This window comes from Burkholderia sp. MSMB1588, from assembly GCF_001546925.1.
GTDB classification, from domain to species: domain Bacteria; phylum Pseudomonadota; class Gammaproteobacteria; order Burkholderiales; family Burkholderiaceae; genus Burkholderia; species Burkholderia humptydooensis.
Genome location: NZ_CM003770.1, coordinates 31,346 through 47,944, shown reverse-complemented (window position 1 = coordinate 47,944; position 16,599 = coordinate 31,346). Strand labels below are relative to the sequence as shown.

At 66.3% G+C, this 16,599-nt stretch carries 15 protein-coding genes and 1 pseudogene; 7 read left to right on the top strand and 9 right to left on the bottom strand.

Annotated features, from left to right (window positions below; genetic code table 11):
* Positions 1-108: 108 nt before the first annotated feature.
* The gene (locus WS92_RS36930) at positions 109-237 is read right to left on the bottom strand and encodes a hypothetical protein (RefSeq protein ID WP_006029776.1); all 129 of its coding nucleotides are present in this window, start codon (positions 235-237) and stop codon (positions 109-111) included.
* Between the two features lie 179 nt (positions 238-416).
* On the opposite strand from WS92_RS36930, the pseudogene WS92_RS36190 reads away from it, so the two are divergent.
* Positions 417-619, top strand: a pseudogene (locus WS92_RS36190) (MFS transporter); the annotation flags it as partial.
* Between the two features lie 42 nt (positions 620-661).
* On the opposite strand, the gene WS92_RS00180 reads toward WS92_RS36190, so the two are convergent.
* The 8 genes from WS92_RS00180 to WS92_RS00145 all read right to left on the bottom strand — a co-directional run bounded on the left by WS92_RS00180 (position 662) and on the right by WS92_RS00145 (position 9,197).
* A complete protein-coding gene (locus WS92_RS00180; RefSeq protein WP_015602722.1) occupies positions 662-1,735 on the bottom strand; it encodes an FUSC family protein in 1,074 nt (357 codons plus the stop codon).
* Between the two features lie 250 nt (positions 1,736-1,985).
* A complete protein-coding gene (locus WS92_RS00175) occupies positions 1,986-3,053 on the bottom strand; it encodes a 2-aminoethylphosphonate aminotransferase (protein WP_059931539.1) in 1,068 nt (355 codons plus the stop codon).
* A gap of 14 nt (positions 3,054-3,067) precedes the next feature.
* Positions 3,068-4,249 carry a phosphonopyruvate decarboxylase gene (gene aepY / locus WS92_RS00170; RefSeq protein WP_059931541.1) on the bottom strand — a complete coding sequence of 394 codons (1,182 nt, stop codon included), beginning with the start codon at positions 4,247-4,249 and terminating at the stop codon, positions 3,068-3,070.
* The gene (aepX, locus tag WS92_RS00165) at positions 4,246-5,934 is read right to left on the bottom strand and encodes a phosphoenolpyruvate mutase (RefSeq protein WP_006029772.1); all 1,689 of its coding nucleotides are present in this window, start codon (positions 5,932-5,934) and stop codon (positions 4,246-4,248) included. Before aepX ends, aepY begins: the two co-directional genes overlap by 4 nt.
* Positions 5,931-6,698 carry a phosphocholine cytidylyltransferase family protein gene (locus WS92_RS00160; protein ID WP_059931543.1) on the bottom strand — a complete coding sequence of 256 codons (768 nt, stop codon included), beginning with the start codon at positions 6,696-6,698 and terminating at the stop codon, positions 5,931-5,933. Before WS92_RS00160 ends, aepX begins: the two co-directional genes overlap by 4 nt.
* 41 nt (positions 6,699-6,739) lie before the next feature.
* Positions 6,740-7,741, bottom strand: a complete 1,002-nt coding sequence (locus WS92_RS00155) for an HpnL family protein (RefSeq protein WP_006029770.1) — start codon at positions 7,739-7,741, stop codon at positions 6,740-6,742.
* Positions 7,738-8,511, bottom strand: coding sequence for a HalD/BesD family halogenase (locus tag WS92_RS00150; protein ID WP_015604018.1), 774 nt, complete (start codon positions 8,509-8,511; stop codon positions 7,738-7,740). Before WS92_RS00150 ends, WS92_RS00155 begins: the two co-directional genes overlap by 4 nt.
* A complete protein-coding gene (locus tag WS92_RS00145; protein ID WP_006029768.1) occupies positions 8,508-9,197 on the bottom strand; it encodes a CDP-alcohol phosphatidyltransferase family protein in 690 nt (229 codons plus the stop codon). Before WS92_RS00145 ends, WS92_RS00150 begins: the two co-directional genes overlap by 4 nt.
* 362 nt (positions 9,198-9,559) lie before the next feature.
* Between WS92_RS00145 and WS92_RS00140 the strand changes: the two genes are divergently transcribed.
* From WS92_RS00140 to WS92_RS00115, 6 genes are all read left to right on the top strand, one after another.
* Positions 9,560-11,074 (top strand): acetyl-CoA hydrolase/transferase family protein, encoded by a 1,515-nt coding sequence (locus tag WS92_RS00140; RefSeq protein ID WP_009893778.1) that lies wholly within the window; start codon positions 9,560-9,562, stop codon positions 11,072-11,074.
* Between the two features lie 1,314 nt (positions 11,075-12,388).
* Positions 12,389-13,315: a type VI secretion system protein TssA gene (locus WS92_RS00135; protein ID WP_059931545.1), complete on the top strand. Its 927-nt coding sequence runs from the start codon at positions 12,389-12,391 to the stop codon at positions 13,313-13,315.
* 33 nt (positions 13,316-13,348) lie between these two features.
* Positions 13,349-13,900: a type VI secretion system contractile sheath small subunit gene (gene tssB, locus WS92_RS00130; RefSeq protein WP_009914448.1), complete on the top strand. Its 552-nt coding sequence runs from the start codon at positions 13,349-13,351 to the stop codon at positions 13,898-13,900.
* Positions 13,901-13,902: 2 nt separating this feature from the next.
* A complete protein-coding gene (gene tssC, locus WS92_RS00125) occupies positions 13,903-15,408 on the top strand; it encodes a type VI secretion system contractile sheath large subunit (protein WP_009901014.1) in 1,506 nt (501 codons plus the stop codon).
* Positions 15,409-15,551: 143 nt separating this feature from the next.
* Positions 15,552-16,079: an Hcp family type VI secretion system effector gene (locus WS92_RS00120; RefSeq protein WP_004530039.1), complete on the top strand. Its 528-nt coding sequence runs from the start codon at positions 15,552-15,554 to the stop codon at positions 16,077-16,079.
* 78 nt (positions 16,080-16,157) lie between these two features.
* Positions 16,158-16,589, top strand: a complete 432-nt coding sequence (locus WS92_RS00115; protein ID WP_006029763.1) for a GPW/gp25 family protein — start codon at positions 16,158-16,160, stop codon at positions 16,587-16,589.
* Positions 16,590-16,599: the final 10 nt, after the last annotated feature.

Below are 16,599 nucleotides of genomic sequence, written 5' to 3'. Positions count from 1 at the left end.
TCAACCCGGATTTTCGACGGTCGTGATGCTCGGGCGCTCGGGCGCTCGGATGCTCGGTATTCACTCGCGGCGTTTCGTAACGCCGCGCGCCGAAACCGCCTCGCCGCCTCATCGCACGATCGCCTCCGGCAAATGCCTGCCGAGCATCGACAGCATCATCCGCGTCTTCGCGGGCACGGGCCGCGCGGCGGGATAGAGCGCATGCAGATCGAAGCCCGCCGGCGCGCAGCAGCTCATAGACCGGCCGCCAATGGCTCGTGCCGATCGCGGCGTCGATCGGGCGCATCGACGCTCGAGCGCTTCGCGTCGAGGAGGCGCAATCGCTCGAGCGTCGAAGAGGCCGAGCACGCGGATGAACGGATGCGCGGCGAGCACGCGCGGCACGTGCCCGAGCCGCCGCGCGAGACGGCCGCTTGCGCGTCGATCCGTTGATGCCGCTGCGCGCGATCCATCAGGCGGCGATCCATTCGAGCGTCGCGTTTCTGTCGGCCGTGTTCTTTCTGATGCAGGTCGGCACGGTCTCCATCTGCAGACGATCATGCTGCTGCTGCAAACGCGTTTCCATTACACGAGCGCGCAGCTCGGCCTGTTCAGCGGCGCGATCGGCGTGTGCTTCGTGCTCGGACGCCTGATCGGGCGCGCCGCGGCGGTGACGGCGCGCTCAGATATTCCATTGCGGCGCGGTGTCGTGCAGACGCTGCCTGAGCTGCTCGATCTCGTGCGAGAGCTTCGCCGTCAGCGAGACGTAGCCGGACAAGTGCGTGGGCGGCACCTGCTCGCCGGCCGGCATGGCCTGCCGGTGCGGCGGCCCGAGCCGGCTCGGCGTGCCGAACTTCAGCGCGCGCCCGGCGCCGACGAGCATTTCCTGGACCCGCCGGTTGTCCGCCTTCATCTGGATCTGGACGAAGCGTCTGCCTGCTTCGTCGTCCTCGCCGGGTTGCAGGTTCGACAGGATCTCGAGCGAGCTCATGCACAGCCGCAGGCCGCGCTGGATCGCCTCGAGCTGCGGCATCGACACGGAGATCTCCTTCGATACCGACGGCATCAGCGAACGGAGCTGCACGAGCAGCGCGTTGAGCTTCGCCATGTCCTTCAGGTGCTCGTTGTCGCTCACGTAGCGCTCGCCCGCGATCCGCGCGTGGACGGCCGCGCAGCCGCGCAGCGCGTCGGCGAGCTTGTAGCGCCACGAGTAGGTTGCGTACAGCGGCAGCGCGAACGAGAACGCGAGCGCGATCACGATGCCGACCAGCACGTTGACCGCGCGCCAGAGGCCGTCGGCGATCTCGTTGTCGCCGTGGCCGGCGACGATCACCATCGTGATCGCGGACAGGAGCGCGATGTAGCCGGCCTTGCCGATCGCGTGATACGCGCAGACGCCGCACGCGACGCTCATCACGAGAAACGTGAGCGGCGACAGATGCACGGTGGTTTGCAGCAGGATCAGCGACAGGCCGGCGATCGCGCCGATCAGCGTGCCGAGCGCGCGCTCGGCGGCCTTCTTGCGGATGTTGCCGTGATGCTGGAGCCCGCCGATCACGATCAGCACCGTGATCGTCGCCCATTCGCCGTGCGGAACGTGCAGGCCGGTCGTCAGCGCGATCGAGGCGAGCACGCTCAGCGCGACGCGCGCCGCATGGATCAGTTTCGCGTGCCGATAGCGGCGATAGGGATCGAGCACCGGACGCAACGCGTTGCGGGCGAAGCCGGGCAGGCGGGATTGTAAGGTCGACGTCATGAAACAGCGGAGTGGGCGAAAACGCTGACCGCCGCACGCGATGCGCGCCGCGGCGGGATCGATCGTTACGCTAACCTAAGCATGATGCGCTGTCCATCGCGGTGAGCACGCAGTGCCGCGGATCGTTCGCACGCGGGCCGGCCGTCATCGATGCCTGGCGCGACAGCCGGCACCGCGCGGCGCGGAACCGCTCGCGAAAAAAGCGGTGCCGCGGGGTTCGAGCGAGGCGCCGCCCGGCGACGGAGGCGCGTCAGCGCGTGAGCGCCGTGAATCCGTCGAGCAGCCGTTCGACGTCCGCGGGCTCGATCGCGCCCATCGTCGACACGCGGAACAACGCGCTCGACAGCCCGCCCTGACCCGCATAGATCACGAAGCCGCGCGCCTTGAGGCCGTCGTGCAGTTGCTCGTACGTGACGCCGGCGGGCAGCCGGTACGCGCGCAGCACGACCGACGATTCGCCGTCCGGCAGCACGAGCGGCATCCCGCGCGCGGCGAGGCCCGCGCGCACCTGCTCGGCGAGCGCCGCGTAGCGCGCGTGGCGCGCGCGCCAGCCGCCCGCTTCGTCGAACTCGCGCAGCGCCTCGACGAGCGCGTAGTACGCGTGCACCGACGGCGTGAACGGCGTGTTGCGCGCGTCCTGCAGCTTCGCGAGCCGGCCGAGATCGAGGTAATACGTGCGGCTCTCGGCCGAGGCGAGCGCGCGGCGGCGCACGATCACGAACGCCGCGCCCGGCACGCCGTGCAGGCACTTGTTCGCGGTCGCGGCGACCGCGTCGATGTCGCCGCCCGCGAAATCGATCGCCTCCGCGCCGAAGCTGCTCACGCCGTCGACGAGCAGCCGCACGCCGCGCGCGCGGCACACGGCGGCGAGCGCGGCGAGGTCGTTCAGGCGGCCCGTCGTCGTTTCGTGATGGATCACCGCGACGTGCGTGATCGCGCGATCCGCGTCGAGCTTCCCGGCGACGCGCGCGAGATCCGGCGCCTGCATCCAGTCATGTTTCAGCACGTCGTGCGCGATCCGGTACTGCGTCGCGATCTGCGTGATCCGCTCGCCGTACACGCCGTTCTCGATCACGAGCAGCTTGCCGTTTTCCGGCACGAGCGCGGCGATCATGCTCTCGACCGCGGCCGTGCCGGAGCCCGTCATCAGCACCGCGCTCCACTCGGCCGGATCGAGCGCGTACGCGGCGACAAGCCGCGCGCGCGCCTCGTCCTGCAAATCGAAGAACTCGCTTTCGCGATGGCAGAGGTCCGGCTGCAGCAGGCTCTTGCGCACGCGCTCCGTCAGCGTGACGGGACCGGGGTTCAGCAACAGCATCTTCGTACTCCTTGTCAGGCTGGCGTCGCGCCGAGGTGGCGCATCAGGCGCGTCTTCACGTCGACGGGCGTCACGGTCGGGCGGGGCAGGCCGTCGGGCACGCCCGTGCGGATCGACAGGCGCGCGAAGTGCGCGCCGCCTTGCTTCGCCGCCTGCGCGCCCGCGCGCGCCGCGTCGAGCGCCGCGTCGAGCACGCCGAGGTCGTCGCCCTCGATCGCCGTCGCGTAGCCGCACGCGGCCGCCACGTTCGCGAACGACACGTATTGCGATACCGTCGCCTGGCCGCCCGTCGATTCGTGCGCGCCATTGTCGAGCAGCAGATGCACGAGGTTCGACGGCCCGTACGCGCCGAGCGTCGCGAATGCGCCCATGCGCATCAGCGCGGCGCCGTCGCCGTCGAGCGCGACGACGGTCAGGTCCGGCCGTGCGAGCGCGAGGCCGAGCGCGAGCGGCGTCACGCAGCCCATCGAACCCACCATGTAGAGCTGGTTCGGGCGATCGTCGAGTGCGTACAGCTCGCGGCCGCAGAAGCCCGTCGATGCGAGCACGGCCGTCGAGTCGGCCGGCGTGCGCGCGACGATACGCGCGAGCGCGTCATGGCGCGTCGGCCATGCCGAGGGCGCGGCGGCGCGCGGCGTCGCGCGCGCGGCGACGTGCGCGCGACGCTCGGGCATCGCCGCGTGTTCGAGCGCGTAAGGCGCGACGCTGCCTTTCTGCATCACGAGCGCATACGGGCGGCCCGTCGCGTCCATGTGCGCGATCGCGCGGTCGAGCGCCGGACCGATCGCGTCGGCTTGCGTCGGAAACGTCTCCCACGGAATTTCCATCGTGTCGAGCATCGCGGGCGTGATCGGGCCCATCAGCGCGTGCTGCGGCTCGTCGGGCACGCCCGGCTGGCCGCGCCACGTGACGATCAGCAGTTGCGGCAGCCGGAACGTCCACGTGAGCGACGTGAGCGGACTCACCGCGTTGCCGAGCCCCGAGTTCTGCATCATCGCGATTCCGCGCCGGCCGCCGAGCGTCGCGCCCGCGACGAGCGCGACCGCATCGCCTTCGTTGGCCGCCGACACGTAATGCAGCGCCGGATTCTGCAGCACGTAATTGATGAACGGCGTCAGGTACGAGCAGGGGACGCCCGCGTACCAGTCGAAGCCGCGCTCGCGCGCCGCCTCGACGAACTGTGCGGCTTCGATCATCGCGCGTCCCCGTTGCCCGCGTTCTGCTCCGCATACGGCGTCTGGCCGTGCGCGAAATCGCCCGCGCGGCGGAAGTCGTCGAGATCGTTGACGCCGCGCCAATGGCCGTGCACGTACTGCACCTCGATCTGCTCGCCCGCGTCGATGAGCGCGTTCAGGAGCGCCGGCAGATCGAGCGCATCGAAATCGTCGCGCGCCTTCAGCGTGTCGAGCATCGCCTTCAGCCGCGCGACGCCCGCGCCGCGCACGTTCAGCAGGCCGATCCAGCGGCCGTGCGGCCCGGCCTCGCTCGCGTCGCTCGACACGCGGCGCAGAAGCGCCTTCTGGCCGAACAGCCCGCGGTCGTCGGCGGCCGAGCAGAACGCGAAGTCGCGCACGCTCTGGTTCGACGGCTGCGTCTGCGACGAGTCGACGACGACGCTGAACTCCGCCTCGCTCTCCGCGAGATCGCGCAGGATGTAGCTGCGGAACAGCAGATCGCCATACGAGACGATGGTGTCGCCCGTCATGCGCTCGGCCGCGCACGCGAGCGACGCGAGCTCGCCCGTTTGCGCATGCCGCTCGTTGACGACGAGCTTCACGCCGGACGTGTCGATCGCATCGGCGCGATAGCCGCCGACGACCGTGATGTCGTTCACGCCCTGCTTCTTGAAGCCGTCGACGAGCCAGCGCAACAGCGGCTTGCCGGCGATCGGCAGCATCACCTTCGGCTTGTCCTCGGTGACGGCCTCGAGCCCCTTGCCGCGGCTCGCCGCGAGCACGAGCGCCGCACTCGACGCGCGCGCGCTCGACGACAGATAGATCCGCTCGGCGGCCGAGTATTCGTCGGCGTCCTGCAGCCGGAAGATCTCGTTGACGCTCGCGACGCGCTCCTCGACGTTGACGAGCGTTTCGCTGTCCTGGATTTCGCGCGCGACCGCCTGCATCGCGGACGCCGACGCGCGGATCAGATGGTTCGCCCAGATCACGGTGCTGATGCCCGCCTGGCGGAACACATCGGTCGGCGTGCTGTAATACTTGGTCGGCACGATCACGAGCGGCGCGCGGCCGCTCCATTCGCGCGCGAACTGCAGGATCTCGTCGGGGCGCGACAGCTTGCTGTGGATCAGGATCGCATCGGCGCCGGCCTGCGCATACGCGTTCGCGCGGCGCAGCGCCTCGTCCATCCCCCAGCCGGCGATCAGCGCCTCGACGCGCGCGACGATCGAGAAATCCGGATCGCTCTGCGAATCCTTGCCGGCCTTGATCTTGCCGCAGAACTCGTCGATCTCGGCGAGCGGCTGGCGCTCGCCGTCGATGAAGCTGTTGGTCTTCGGGAACTGCTTGTCCTCGATGCACACGCCGGCGATGCCGCGCTGCTCGAGCTTCTTCACGAGCCGGCGCACGTTGTTGAAGTTGCCGTAGCCGGTATCGCCGTCGAGCAGGATCGGCAGGTCGCTCGCGTCGGCCATGAATTCGAGCACGTCGACGACCTGCGTCCAGCTCGCTTCGTTGTTGTCGCGCACGCCGAACTGCGCGGAGATCGCGAGCCCCGACGCCCAGATGCCCTTGAAGCCCGCCTCGCGGACGATCCGCGCGGACAGGCCGTTGTGCGCCTCCATCAGGAATTCGAGCGACGGGCTCGTCAGCATCCGCCGCAGCCGCGCGCTGCGCGATTCGGTGAAGTTCGGTTCGCGTGCATTCATCGGATGGCCCCTATCGTGCGTTGTTGGATGTGCGGCAGGACTTCGTCGCGCGCGCGCGCGACGTCGCCCGGAAAGTCGATTTCGATCCACGGCGAGCCCGTCACGTCCGCGATGTCGAACGTGCGGCCGCCTTCGAGCAGCAGGTCGCGCACCGCCTCTTCGTGCGGCATGTTCGCGCGGCCGCCGTCGACGTAGCCCGCGACGATCTCGGCGAGCCGCCGCGCGGCGCCTTCGCTGAAGCGGAAGAAGCCGACCGATTCGCCGATCGTGTCGTATTCGAGGCCCGCGGCGAGCTGCTTGCGCAGCTCGACCGGCACGCCGTCCTTCACGCACAGCTTGACGGGCTCGTCGCCCGTTTCGAAATCGCGGTCGATCAGCAGGCGATCGATCGCGCGCGACGGATCGGCGACGAGCGCGTGCAGGATGGCGTCGTCGTAGAGCACGTCGGCGTCCATCAGCAGCACGTCGCCGCCGCGCGTGAGCGCGCCGGCGGCCGTGTGGACGGTCAGCACGCTGCCGAGGTCGTAGCGCGGGTTGAGCACGATCTCGGCCCTGCGGTTCAGCCGCACGAGCTCGGCCTCGACCTTCTCGGACTGGAAGCCGAGCGCGAGCACGATCTCGTCGACGCCCGCCGCGTCGAGCACGCGCAGGTGCCGCTCGAGGAGCGACGTGTCGTCGAAGCGCAGCAGGCACTTCGGGAATTGAGCCTCGGGAGGCAGTTGCAGGCGCAGGCCTAGGCCCGCCGCAAGAATGATGGCTCGCATGAGTTCTCCACGCAAAGGACGCCGACCGTCTCGTCGTCGGATCAATCGGCGATCGGCTGCGGCGCGCGCCGCCGCTGCCAGTTTCTTTCACTGAAATGCAGGTACAGGAGGCCCGGCAGGCCGAGCGCGAGCTCGCGCGCGCGTTTCGCGAGCGACAGCGCGAGCGCTGCGTCGGGCGGCAGGCCGACGAGCGGCGCGAGCAGCAGATAGCCGCCTTCCTGCGCGCCGAGCGAGCCGGGGATCGCGAACGCCGCGCCGCGGATCGCCTGCCCGACGCTCTCCAGAAGCAGCGCGTCGAGCCAGCTCACCGGGTGGCCGAGGAAGCGCAGCGCGAGCCATACCTCCGCGGTGCCGACGACCCAGCCGATGAAGCTCAGCACGAACGTTGTGCGCACCTTCGCGCGTTCGCGGTACAGCCGGCCGAGCGCGTCGTCGATCGCGTCCGCGCGCGTCGCGAGCGACGACCAGTCGCGCGGGCCGAGCAGCTTCGACGCCGCGCGCAGCCCGCGCCCGAACAGGCCGCGGCGCTGCGCGAAATAGAAGAGCGCCGCGCAGCCGCCCAGCACCGCGGTCGCGACCAGCGCCGGCGTGCGCAGATGCGAGGCGGCATCGTGCGTCGCATACGCGCTGAACGCCACGATGCCGACGAGCGCGAACACCATCTGCGCGAGCGCCTGCATCGTCGTGCTGACCGTGATCGCGGCCGCCGCGTCGGCCAGGCGCGCGCCGCGCTGCGCGAGATAGCGGACCATCAGCACCGGCCCGCCGATCTGCCCGGCGGGCAGCAGGCTGTTCACCGCCTCGCCCACCCAGCGCGCGCGCAGCGCGTCGCCGAGCCGGCTGCCGGGTTCGCCGGGCCGGAACATCACCGCGATCGCCGTCGCGTCGACGACGAGCGGCACCAGATGGAACGCCGCGACGAGCGCGAGCCCCCAGCCGGCCGACGCGAGCGTCGCCGCGACCGCGCCGAGGCCCTGCCACGCGAGGAGGGCGACGAACGCCGCCGTTCCGAGCGACAGCAGGATCATCCCGGTGCGCGTCATGAGCGCGACGGGCGGCGTGCTGCCGTTTGCCTGAATACCTGACGGAAGCCGAAGTACGCGATCGCGTCCTTCATGTTCGACACGAAGCGCTTCCACGGGCGCATGCCGGGGTCGGTCACGTACTCGAACGTGAGCGACACGCGAATCTCGTTCTCGCCGAGCGGCGTCACGCGATGGCGCAGCTTGTCGCCGTCGAAGAGCACGATGCCGCCGTGCGCGATCTGCACCGAGCCCGGCTCGTCGGGCGCGTCCGGATTGCGCGTGTGCAGCTCGTAGTCGAGCCGGCTCGTCGAATTGTCGATCACGCCGAAAAGCAGCGTGTAGCGGCGGCCGTCGTAGTACGACGTGTCGTAGTGCCAACCGATGTGATCGCCCGGCTTCGTGTAGTAGTACAGCGCGTACGCGTGCGGATCGTCGTCCGGCGACGGCAGCAGCTTGTCGCCCGTCAGCGTCTCGAGGAGGCCGACGAGCGCCTTCGACCGGTACAGCTCGGCGATGAGCGGCGCCTTTTCGTCGATCGTGTGGCGGCTCACGCTGCCGCCTTGCTTGTGGCCCGGCAGATAGTTGCGGTTGATGTCGGGCAGGAGCGCGCGGGCGCAGTCGGCGAGGCGGCCGGCGAGATCCTTCGGCAGGAATTCGTCCAGATAGAGGAACGCATCCTGGCGGGCGAAGTCGTCGCGCAGCCGTGCGCGGTCGAGCGCGGCCACGCGCGCGGCGACGGCGGCGTCAGCCGAACCGTGCGCCGCCGGTGCTTCGAGGTCCATCGTCATTTCGAGGGCTGGATTTCGGTTGAGTTGGGCGCGCCAGCGGCGGCGCCGCGGCGCACGATGCGCCAGTAGTCGATCACGACCCATGCGGCGAAGAGCGGCGCGCCGATCGCTGCCGCGAGCAGGAACGGCTCGACGCCGTCGAGCAGCGTGACGACGGGCAGCAGATACAGCACGTCCTCGGTCTCGAAGCCGCCGACGAACGCCTGCTTCGTGCCGGCCTTGCCGGCAAGCGACTCGATGCGCATCCGCAGGAAGAAAATGAGCGCGACGGCCGCGCCCGCGACGGTGCCGAGCAGCACCGGCGACGCGGCCATCTGGCCGCCCGCCGCGACGACGCCGGCGCCCATGCTCACGAAGAGCGCGATCGTGACGAGCGCGTCGCTCGCGAGATCGTAGAAGTGACCGAGCCTGCTCGACTGGCCGCTGATCCGCGCGAGCTCGCCGTCGGTGTGATCGACGAAATTGGACAGCACGATCAGCAACGCGCCGGCGTTGATCCAGCCGAAGCCCGGCTGCGCGAGACACCAGGCGCCGGCGAGACCGATCGCGAGGCGCAGCGTGGTGAGGTGGTTCGGCGTGACCGGCGTGCCGACGAGCGGCGTGACGAGCCGACGCGCGAGCCGGGCGTCCCAGGTGCGGGGCGGCGGGCTCGAAATACGGTTGGCGGCGGTTTTTCTTGGGTCCATCGGCGAAATATATACGGAATTGTAATTTGTTGCTTTTTCATGACTGGAACGTGCTGATTGCGCGCAACAGAAAGAAAAGTGTAAGGTTTTGTACCGTCTCGCCGAGGCCGCCGCGACCCCCGAACGTCGAGCAGGCCACGCCGCAAGTCGCGCCCGGATTTGATTTCGGGCAAATAGCCAGCAAATCCGGCAAGTTACTTTTGCACGGGGCGGACACTATGCCGCGGTGCGGTCTGCGATACTCCGGCCGTGCTTCCGCCACCCGGCCACGACTGCCGCCGGCGCCGGGAGCGCGCGCCACTCCGGAGACACCCCTGCGGCGCTGCGTCGCCAGATCTAATACAACCGTTCGACATTCAGCCATGCCAACCTCTCGTATCCTCGCCCCCAGTCTGCGCTCCCTCGTCCGCACCGCCGACGAGGCCGCCGCGCTGATCGGCCCGAACATGACCGTCGCGATGAGCGGCTTCACCGGCTCCGGCTATCCGAAAGCGGTGCCGGCCGCGCTCGCCGCGCGGATCGCGGCTTCCCACGCGCGCGGCGAAGACTTCCGCATCAACGTGCTGACGGGCGCATCGACCGCGCCCGAGCTGGATGGCGCGCTCGCGAAGGCGGACGGCATCTCGATGCGGCTGCCGTACCAGTCCGATCCGACGCTGCGCGACAAGATCAACGCGGGCGAGCTCGACTACCAGGACATCCACCTGAGCCACGTCGCGCAGTACGCGTGGTTCGGTCTGTTCGGCGAGCTGGACGTCGCGATCGTCGAAGTCGCGGGCATTCGCGAGGACGGGCGCCTGATTCCGTCGGCGTCGGTCGGCAACAACAAGACGTGGCTCGACCAGGCGAAGCGCGTGATCCTCGAAGTGAACGCGCGGCAGCCGCTCGGCCTCGACGGGATGCACGACATCTATTACGGCACCGCGCTGCCGCCGAACCGCAAGCCGATTCCGCTCGTGAAGAGCGACGACCGGATCGGCGAGCCGTATCTGCGCTGCCCGGCCGAGAAGATCGTCGCGATCGTCGAGACCGACGCGCCCGATCGCAGCAACGCGTTCGCCGCGCCGGACGAGACGTCGAAGCAGATCGCCGGACTCCTGATCGATTTCCTGCGCCACGAGATCAAGCGCGGCCGCCTGCCCGAAAACCTGCTGCCGCTGCAGTCGGGCGTCGGCAACATCACGAACGCGGTGCTCGCCGGCCTCGGCGAGGGCGGCTTCTCGAACCTGACCGCGTATACGGAAGTGATCCAGGACGGCATGCTCGATCTGCTCGCGAACGGCACGCTGAGCTTCGCGTCGGCGACCGCGTTGTCGCTGAGCCCGGACGCGGTGAAGCGCTTCGCCGACGAGATCGACACGTTCCGCTCGAAGATCGTGCTGCGGCCGCAGGAGATCAGCAACCATCCGGAACTGGTGCGGCGTCTGGGCATCGTCGCGATGAACGGGATGATCGAGGCCGACATCTACGGCAACGTGAACTCGACGCACGTGATGGGCACGAAGATCCAGAACGGGATCGGCGGCTCCGGCGATTTCGCGCGCAACGGCTATCTGTCGTGCTTCATGTCGGCGAGCACCGCGAAGGGCGGCGCGATCTCGCGGATCGTGCCGATGGCGAGCCACGTCGATCATACCGAGCACGACGTCGCGGTCGTCGTGACCGAGCAGGGGCTCGCGGATCTGCGCGGGCTGTCGCCGAAGCAGCGCGCGCGCAAGGTCATCGCGAACTGCGCGCACCCCGATTACCGGCCGATGCTCGAAGACTACTTCGAGCGTGCGAGCCGCGAGAGCTTCGGCAAGCAGACGCCGCACCTGCTCGGCGAAGCGCTGTCGTGGCACGAGCGCTACGTGCGGACCGGCTCGATGAAAGCCTGACTTCCGGTACGGCAAGGCGCCGGGCGGGCGGCATCTCCCGCCCGGACAGGCGAATGAAACGGCGCGGCACCGGAAGGTGGCCGCGCCGTTTCGTTGTGGCGCCGTTGTGGGACGTTGTGCGCAGAGGCTTGGCGCGGTGTCGAGTTCGGGCGAGGGAGTCTCGAGGATGTACTCGGTTCCGTCGAGAAACTGCGGATGCACAGTCTTCTTAAAAACAGTTCGTGATACTACTGAATGCGGTGACGTCCGCTCTCGTCGAATGGATGGCGCTGCCGTTGCGCGGCGAGCGGGCATCGATTCGTCAGGCATCGACCGGGACGGCTCGTCTGTCTGGTCGATTCAATCGTTATTGCATCGATTTCGATTATTTAGCGGACATATGATGGGGTATGCAGAAAAGTTGTCTCTTGTGCGAGTTAAAATGAACCTGATGTAACAAAGATGTTTCGCCCGACGTTCCGGCATGCATTCGGACTGTCCGCTCGCCCGGCCGGCTTCTGCTCGCATGCGGCGGATATTTTCAACCGGGTTGCAATTACTTCGAGGTGGGATTACTGTGGGACAACAGGTCGCGCAAACGATTGCGAATACATATTAAGTAGTCTGAGAAATCAGGCCGGGCGCTATGAAGTAGTGATTGAGTAAATTGGCAGCCAGGCGAGGAAATGTCGCCCGGAAGGAGCGCCCAAGATAAAAATCTCCGCGTTGTTCGACACTCGCTCCGCTTCGGAGAGAATCCTCTTATTTCAAATTCATTGAATCAAACTTACAGTCCCGTTTGTAAGAAAAAATTATTTCCACTTGCCAAATTTACGAGCGTTCTATAAGTTTACAGCGTAGACTGTAACGATATGAACGATTGTCACGCCGGTGTCGTTGAGGGCCGCTAAGGTGTGACGCTTCAGATAAAACCCGATGCTTGGATGCTGTTTCCGCCGCAATCGCAACGGCGTATTGATTTATGTGTACGCTGTATTTGATTTAACGGAAGCGCATCTTACCGATTACCGATGCGGAAAGCCGGCGCATGCCGGTTCGCAGGGATTGGGCTGGGCGGAAGGGGGGTAATGCCGCTGAGAAAAAAACAGCAGCGTAAGCGGTTTCCGTGGAATATATTCCTGGAACCCACGGCCGTTTGTTTGCCTTTGTCGGCGATTGCCAATCTAATTCCCCAAGCCGCTTTGACTGATAGTCGGCATCGAGTTATGTGGTCGCTAATACATTCGAAGAAATAAATTTGGGTATTTTGACAAAGCGCAAGCTAATCTGGTTTTGCGCAGTCGGTACCCGACGCCTGTGATTTGTGGACAGACCATGAACGACGATGCACTGCCGGGCCATTCGCCGGATTTGCTGGATTTCGACGAGGATTTTATCAAAATCGACGCAGCCATCTGCGAATACGATTCCGTCGGTTATGCGCCGCAACGCAAGGGCGAGAGTGCGTTCCAGTGGGCGTCCGTCGAAACGGCTTGTCTCGCGCTATTGAAAAAGGCGAAGGACGTTCGGGTCGCCATCTGGCATCTGCGCGCATGTATCGCGCGGCGCGGATTGAGCGGGTTGGCCGACGGCGTTCGATTGCTGGCCGATCTGATGAGCGCGCCCGTCGAGGCATTGCATCCTCGCGCGCTGCCTGACGAATCGCCGGGCGAGACGCTCCTGATTCATCTCGGCTGGCTTGCGGGGCCGCAGTTTCTGCATCAGCTCGGCGGTTCCCGGTTCGAAGACCGCGATGCGACGCTCAACGACCTGATCGGCGGGCGCGCCGCCGCGATCGTGGAGGATCGCGACTATCGCGATAGAGCGAATACTCTTGTACATGACATTCAGGATTCCTTATCGCGAATCAGGAAATCGATTGCAGTGGTGGAGCAGGAGCTCAACCTCTCTCGCGCGCTCGACCTGTTGAGCGTCGCGGCGTCGCGGCTCGCGCAAACGGGATCGGAGAGCGAGGCAACCGCAAGCGTCGCCGATGAGAAGCCGGCCGATGCGGCGCCCGGCGCGCAGCAGCCCGCCGCGGGGCCGGGCGGCGGGCTGAGGTCGAGGCAGGAAGTCGGCGCGGCGCTCGAGCGGATCGTCGAGTACTTCCGCTTGCACGAGCCGAGCCATCCGGCGCCGATCTTCCTGTCGCGAATTCAACGAATGCTGGGGGCGGGTTTCGAGGAAGTGATGGCGGAGCTCTATCCCGAGGCGGCATCTCTCGTGGCCCAACTGAACCGGCCGCAGAGCTCCATCAAGTAACGTGAACAACTTCGTGTAGAGGGTTTGCTCATCATGGTTCGACAAAAGGATGGACAGAAATTCATCGGGGAGAGTCGTGCGCCCCGCGTGCAGATTGAATACGACGTCGAGGTGTACGGATCGCAGAAGAAGGTCGAGCTGCCGTTCGTCGCGGGCGTGATGGCGGACCTGTCGGGCGACAACGTCGAGCCGCTCGGTCCCGTCGAGGATCGGCGCTTTCAGGAGATCGACGTCGAGAACTTCGACGAGCGGATGGCGCAGATCGCACCGTCGCTCAGCTATCACGTGAAGAACGTGCTCACCAACGACGGCACGCTGATTCCGATCGATCTCACGTTCTCGTCGATGGAATCGTTCGAGCCCGCGGCGGTCGTCAAGCGCATTCCCGAGCTGTCGACGCTGCTCGAGGCCCGCAACCGCCTGAAGGAGTTGCTGACCTACATGGACGGCAAGGCGGCGGCGGAAGACGTGATCCAGGAATTGCTGAAGAGCCCGCAGTGGGCGAACGAGGCCGACGCGGCGCCGGGGCAATCCGGCAGCGCCGGTGAGGGTGGAGACCATCAACCGGAAGAGGGTGCGAAATGAGTATGCAGCAGCTTGAATCGTCTGCCGAGAAGGTGGTCGTCGATCAGAACAACGTCAACGAGGATCTGAAGGACATCCTGCGCCGCTCGTTCCGGCCGCGCACCAACGAAGCCGCCGAGGCGGTGCAGAACGCCGTCGAAACGCTGCTCACGTATGCGCGGCGCAGCCGGGTCGTGGTTCGCGAGGATGTCGCGCAGACGATCGAGCAACTGGTTGCCGAGCTCGACAAGAAGATCTCCGAGCAACTGACTCTCGTGCTGCACAACAAGCGCTTTCAGAGTCTCGAAGGCGCGTGGCGCGGATTGCACTACCTCGTGTCGAACACCGACACGAGCGAGAACCTGAAGATCCGCTACCTGAACATCTCGAAAGCGGATCTCGGCAAGACGCTGCGGCGCTTCAAGGGCGTCGTGTGGGACCAGAGTCCGATTTTCAAGATGATCTACGAGCAGGAGTACGGCCAGTTCGGCGGCGAGCCGTTCGGCTGCCTGATCGGCGATTTCTATTTCGACCACAGCATGCAGGACGTGTCGATCCTCACCGAGATGTCGAAGATCTCGGCGGCCGCGCACGCGCCGTTCATCGCGGCCGCCGCGCCCGGCCTCCTGCAGATGGACGACTGGAGCGAGCTGTCGAATCCGCGCGACGTGTCGAAGATCTTCACCGCGACCGAATACGCATTCTGGCGGCGCCTGCGCGAGAGCAACGACTCGCGCTATCTCGCGCTCACGCTGCCGCGCTTTCTCGCGCGCGTGCCGTATGGCCCGAAGACGCAGCCCGTCGAAGAGTTCGGTTTCGAGGAGAAGGTCGATCCGAACCGCGCCGAGGACTTTTGCTGGGCGAACTCCGCTTATGCGATGGGCGCGAACATCACGCGCGCATTCAAGACCTACGGCTGGTGCACGAAGATTCGCGGCGTCGAGTCGGGCGGCGCGGTGGAGGTGCTGCCGAAGTTCGTGCTGCCGTCGCAGGATCGCGAAGTCGATCTGCACTGCCCGACGGAAATCGCGATCTCGGACCGCCGCGAGCACGAGCTGTCGGAGTCCGGCCTGATGCCGCTCGTGTACCGGAAGAATTCGGACACCGCCGCGTTCATCGGCGCGAAGACCGTGCACCGTCCGGCGATCTACGAGGACGACGATGCGACCGCGAACTCGAATCTGTCGTCGCGGCTGCCGTACATCTTCGCGACGTGCCGCTTCGCGCACTACCTGAAGTGCATCGTGCGCGACAAGATCGGCTCGTTCAAGTCGGCCGAGGACACGCAGCGCTGGCTCAACGACTGGCTGATGAACTACGTGGACGGCGACCCGAGCATCTCGAGCGAGGTGACGAAATCGCAGCGTCCGCTGTCGGCGGCGGAGGTGGTCGTCGATGAGATTCCGGAGAACCCCGGCTACTATCGCGCGCAGTTTTTCCTGCGCCCCCATTTCCAACTGGAGGGTTTGACCGTTTCTCTCCGGCTGGTTTCGAAGCTTCCGTCGACCAAGCAAGAGGTGACGACCTGAGCCGCGACTCCCGGGCCGGTTGCGGTTTCGCTTAAAGAAGGAGGTGTTCGAGGCGCTGCGGGACGGAGTCGAACCGTTTCGCAGCAGATTCAACAGCGGTCTTTTCGATATGGTCTTGTTATAACTAATTAGGAGTTCATAGCATGGCAAATGCGTTGGTTGATTACTTCTTGCAGATCGATGGCGTCGAGGGCGAGTCGACCGATCAGCAATACCCCGGCCTGATCCAGATTCAGAGCTGGCAGTGGGCGGAAGAGAACTCCGGCCGTTGGGGCTTCGGCAGCGGCGGCGGCGCAGGCAAGGTCGAGATGAAGGACTTCGAGTTCCGCATGGTGTCGAACAAGGCTTCGCCGAAGCTGTTCCTGATGTGTGCGACGGGCGAGCACATTCAGAACGCGAAGCTGATCTGCCGCAAGTCGGGCAAGGGCCAGCAGGAATTCCTGACGATCTCGTTCGCGAGCGGCCTCGTGTCGTCGTTCCGCACGCTCGGCAACATGCCGATTTCGCAGCTCGGCCACGCCAGCGGCGAAGTCGACGGCGTGCTGCCGACCGACCAGATCCGGATCAACTTCGCCCAGATCGAGTTCGAGTACCGCGAGCAGCGCAACGACGGCACGATGGGCGCGGTGATCAAGGCCGGATACGACCTCAAGCAGAACGCCCCGATCTAACCCGTCGGAAGGTTCTGGTTTCCAGGCTAACCTTGGGCAGTGTTGTGGCCTCGCGCCACAACACTCGGGAACACGCACATGAGCGATCTTCAACTCTACAACAAGCTGTCGAGACGGATTCGTCGCCATTCGCTTCAAGAGGTCGTCGCCGATCACCTGGTCGACCTGATGAATCACGCGATCCGCGGCGCGCGCATGCGTATCGCGGACGACAGCCCGGCGGCGCATTCGGTGTTGAACTTCGGCTGTCCGCCGATGCAGACGGCCGGCGCGACGAAGATCAATCCGGCTCATGCGGCCGCGCACATCTGCGAGGTGATTCGTCGCTTCGAGCCGCGCGTGGATCCCGTCGCCACGACGGTCAAGCCTCGGACCGAGAGCCGCAAGCGTCTCGCGCAGACGATCTATTTCGATGTGTCGATGAAGGCGCGCGAAGACGGAGCCGAGCTCAGGGCGAGCCTCGCGCTCGATTACCTGAGCGGCTATTTCAGCCTGGCGGACGACCGATGAGCGGCGAACG

What these genes read in the sequence shown, in the direction of transcription:
- WS92_RS00150 (WP_015604018.1), bottom strand. Translation starts at nt 8,511, where the DNA reads ATGACGATGGACCTCGAAGCACCGGCGGCGCACGGTTCGGCTGACGCC.
- tssB (WP_009914448.1), top strand. Translation starts at nt 13,349, where the DNA reads ATGGTTCGACAAAAGGATGGACAGAAATTCATCGGGGAGAGTCGTGCG.
- WS92_RS00160 (WP_059931543.1), bottom strand. Translation starts at nt 6,698, where the DNA reads ATGCGAGCCATCATTCTTGCGGCGGGCCTAGGCCTGCGCCTGCAACTG.
- WS92_RS00120 (WP_004530039.1), top strand. Translation starts at nt 15,552, where the DNA reads ATGGCAAATGCGTTGGTTGATTACTTCTTGCAGATCGATGGCGTCGAG.
- WS92_RS00175 (WP_059931539.1), bottom strand. Translation starts at nt 3,053, where the DNA reads ATGCTGTTGCTGAACCCCGGTCCCGTCACGCTGACGGAGCGCGTGCGC.
- aepY (WP_059931541.1), bottom strand. Translation starts at nt 4,249, where the DNA reads ATGATCGAAGCCGCACAGTTCGTCGAGGCGGCGCGCGAGCGCGGCTTC.
- WS92_RS00145 (WP_006029768.1), bottom strand. Translation starts at nt 9,197, where the DNA reads ATGGACCCAAGAAAAACCGCCGCCAACCGTATTTCGAGCCCGCCGCCC.
- tssC (WP_009901014.1), top strand. Translation starts at nt 13,903, where the DNA reads ATGCAGCAGCTTGAATCGTCTGCCGAGAAGGTGGTCGTCGATCAGAAC.
- WS92_RS00115 (WP_006029763.1), top strand. Translation starts at nt 16,158, where the DNA reads ATGAGCGATCTTCAACTCTACAACAAGCTGTCGAGACGGATTCGTCGC.
- WS92_RS36930 (WP_006029776.1), bottom strand. Translation starts at nt 237, where the DNA reads ATGAGCTGCTGCGCGCCGGCGGGCTTCGATCTGCATGCGCTCTATCCC.
- WS92_RS00135 (WP_059931545.1), top strand. Translation starts at nt 12,389, where the DNA reads ATGAACGACGATGCACTGCCGGGCCATTCGCCGGATTTGCTGGATTTC.
- WS92_RS00155 (WP_006029770.1), bottom strand. Translation starts at nt 7,741, where the DNA reads ATGACGCGCACCGGGATGATCCTGCTGTCGCTCGGAACGGCGGCGTTC.
- aepX (WP_006029772.1), bottom strand. Translation starts at nt 5,934, where the DNA reads ATGAATGCACGCGAACCGAACTTCACCGAATCGCGCAGCGCGCGGCTG.
- WS92_RS00180 (WP_015602722.1), bottom strand. Translation starts at nt 1,735, where the DNA reads ATGACGTCGACCTTACAATCCCGCCTGCCCGGCTTCGCCCGCAACGCG.
- WS92_RS00140 (WP_009893778.1), top strand. Translation starts at nt 9,560, where the DNA reads ATGCCAACCTCTCGTATCCTCGCCCCCAGTCTGCGCTCCCTCGTCCGC.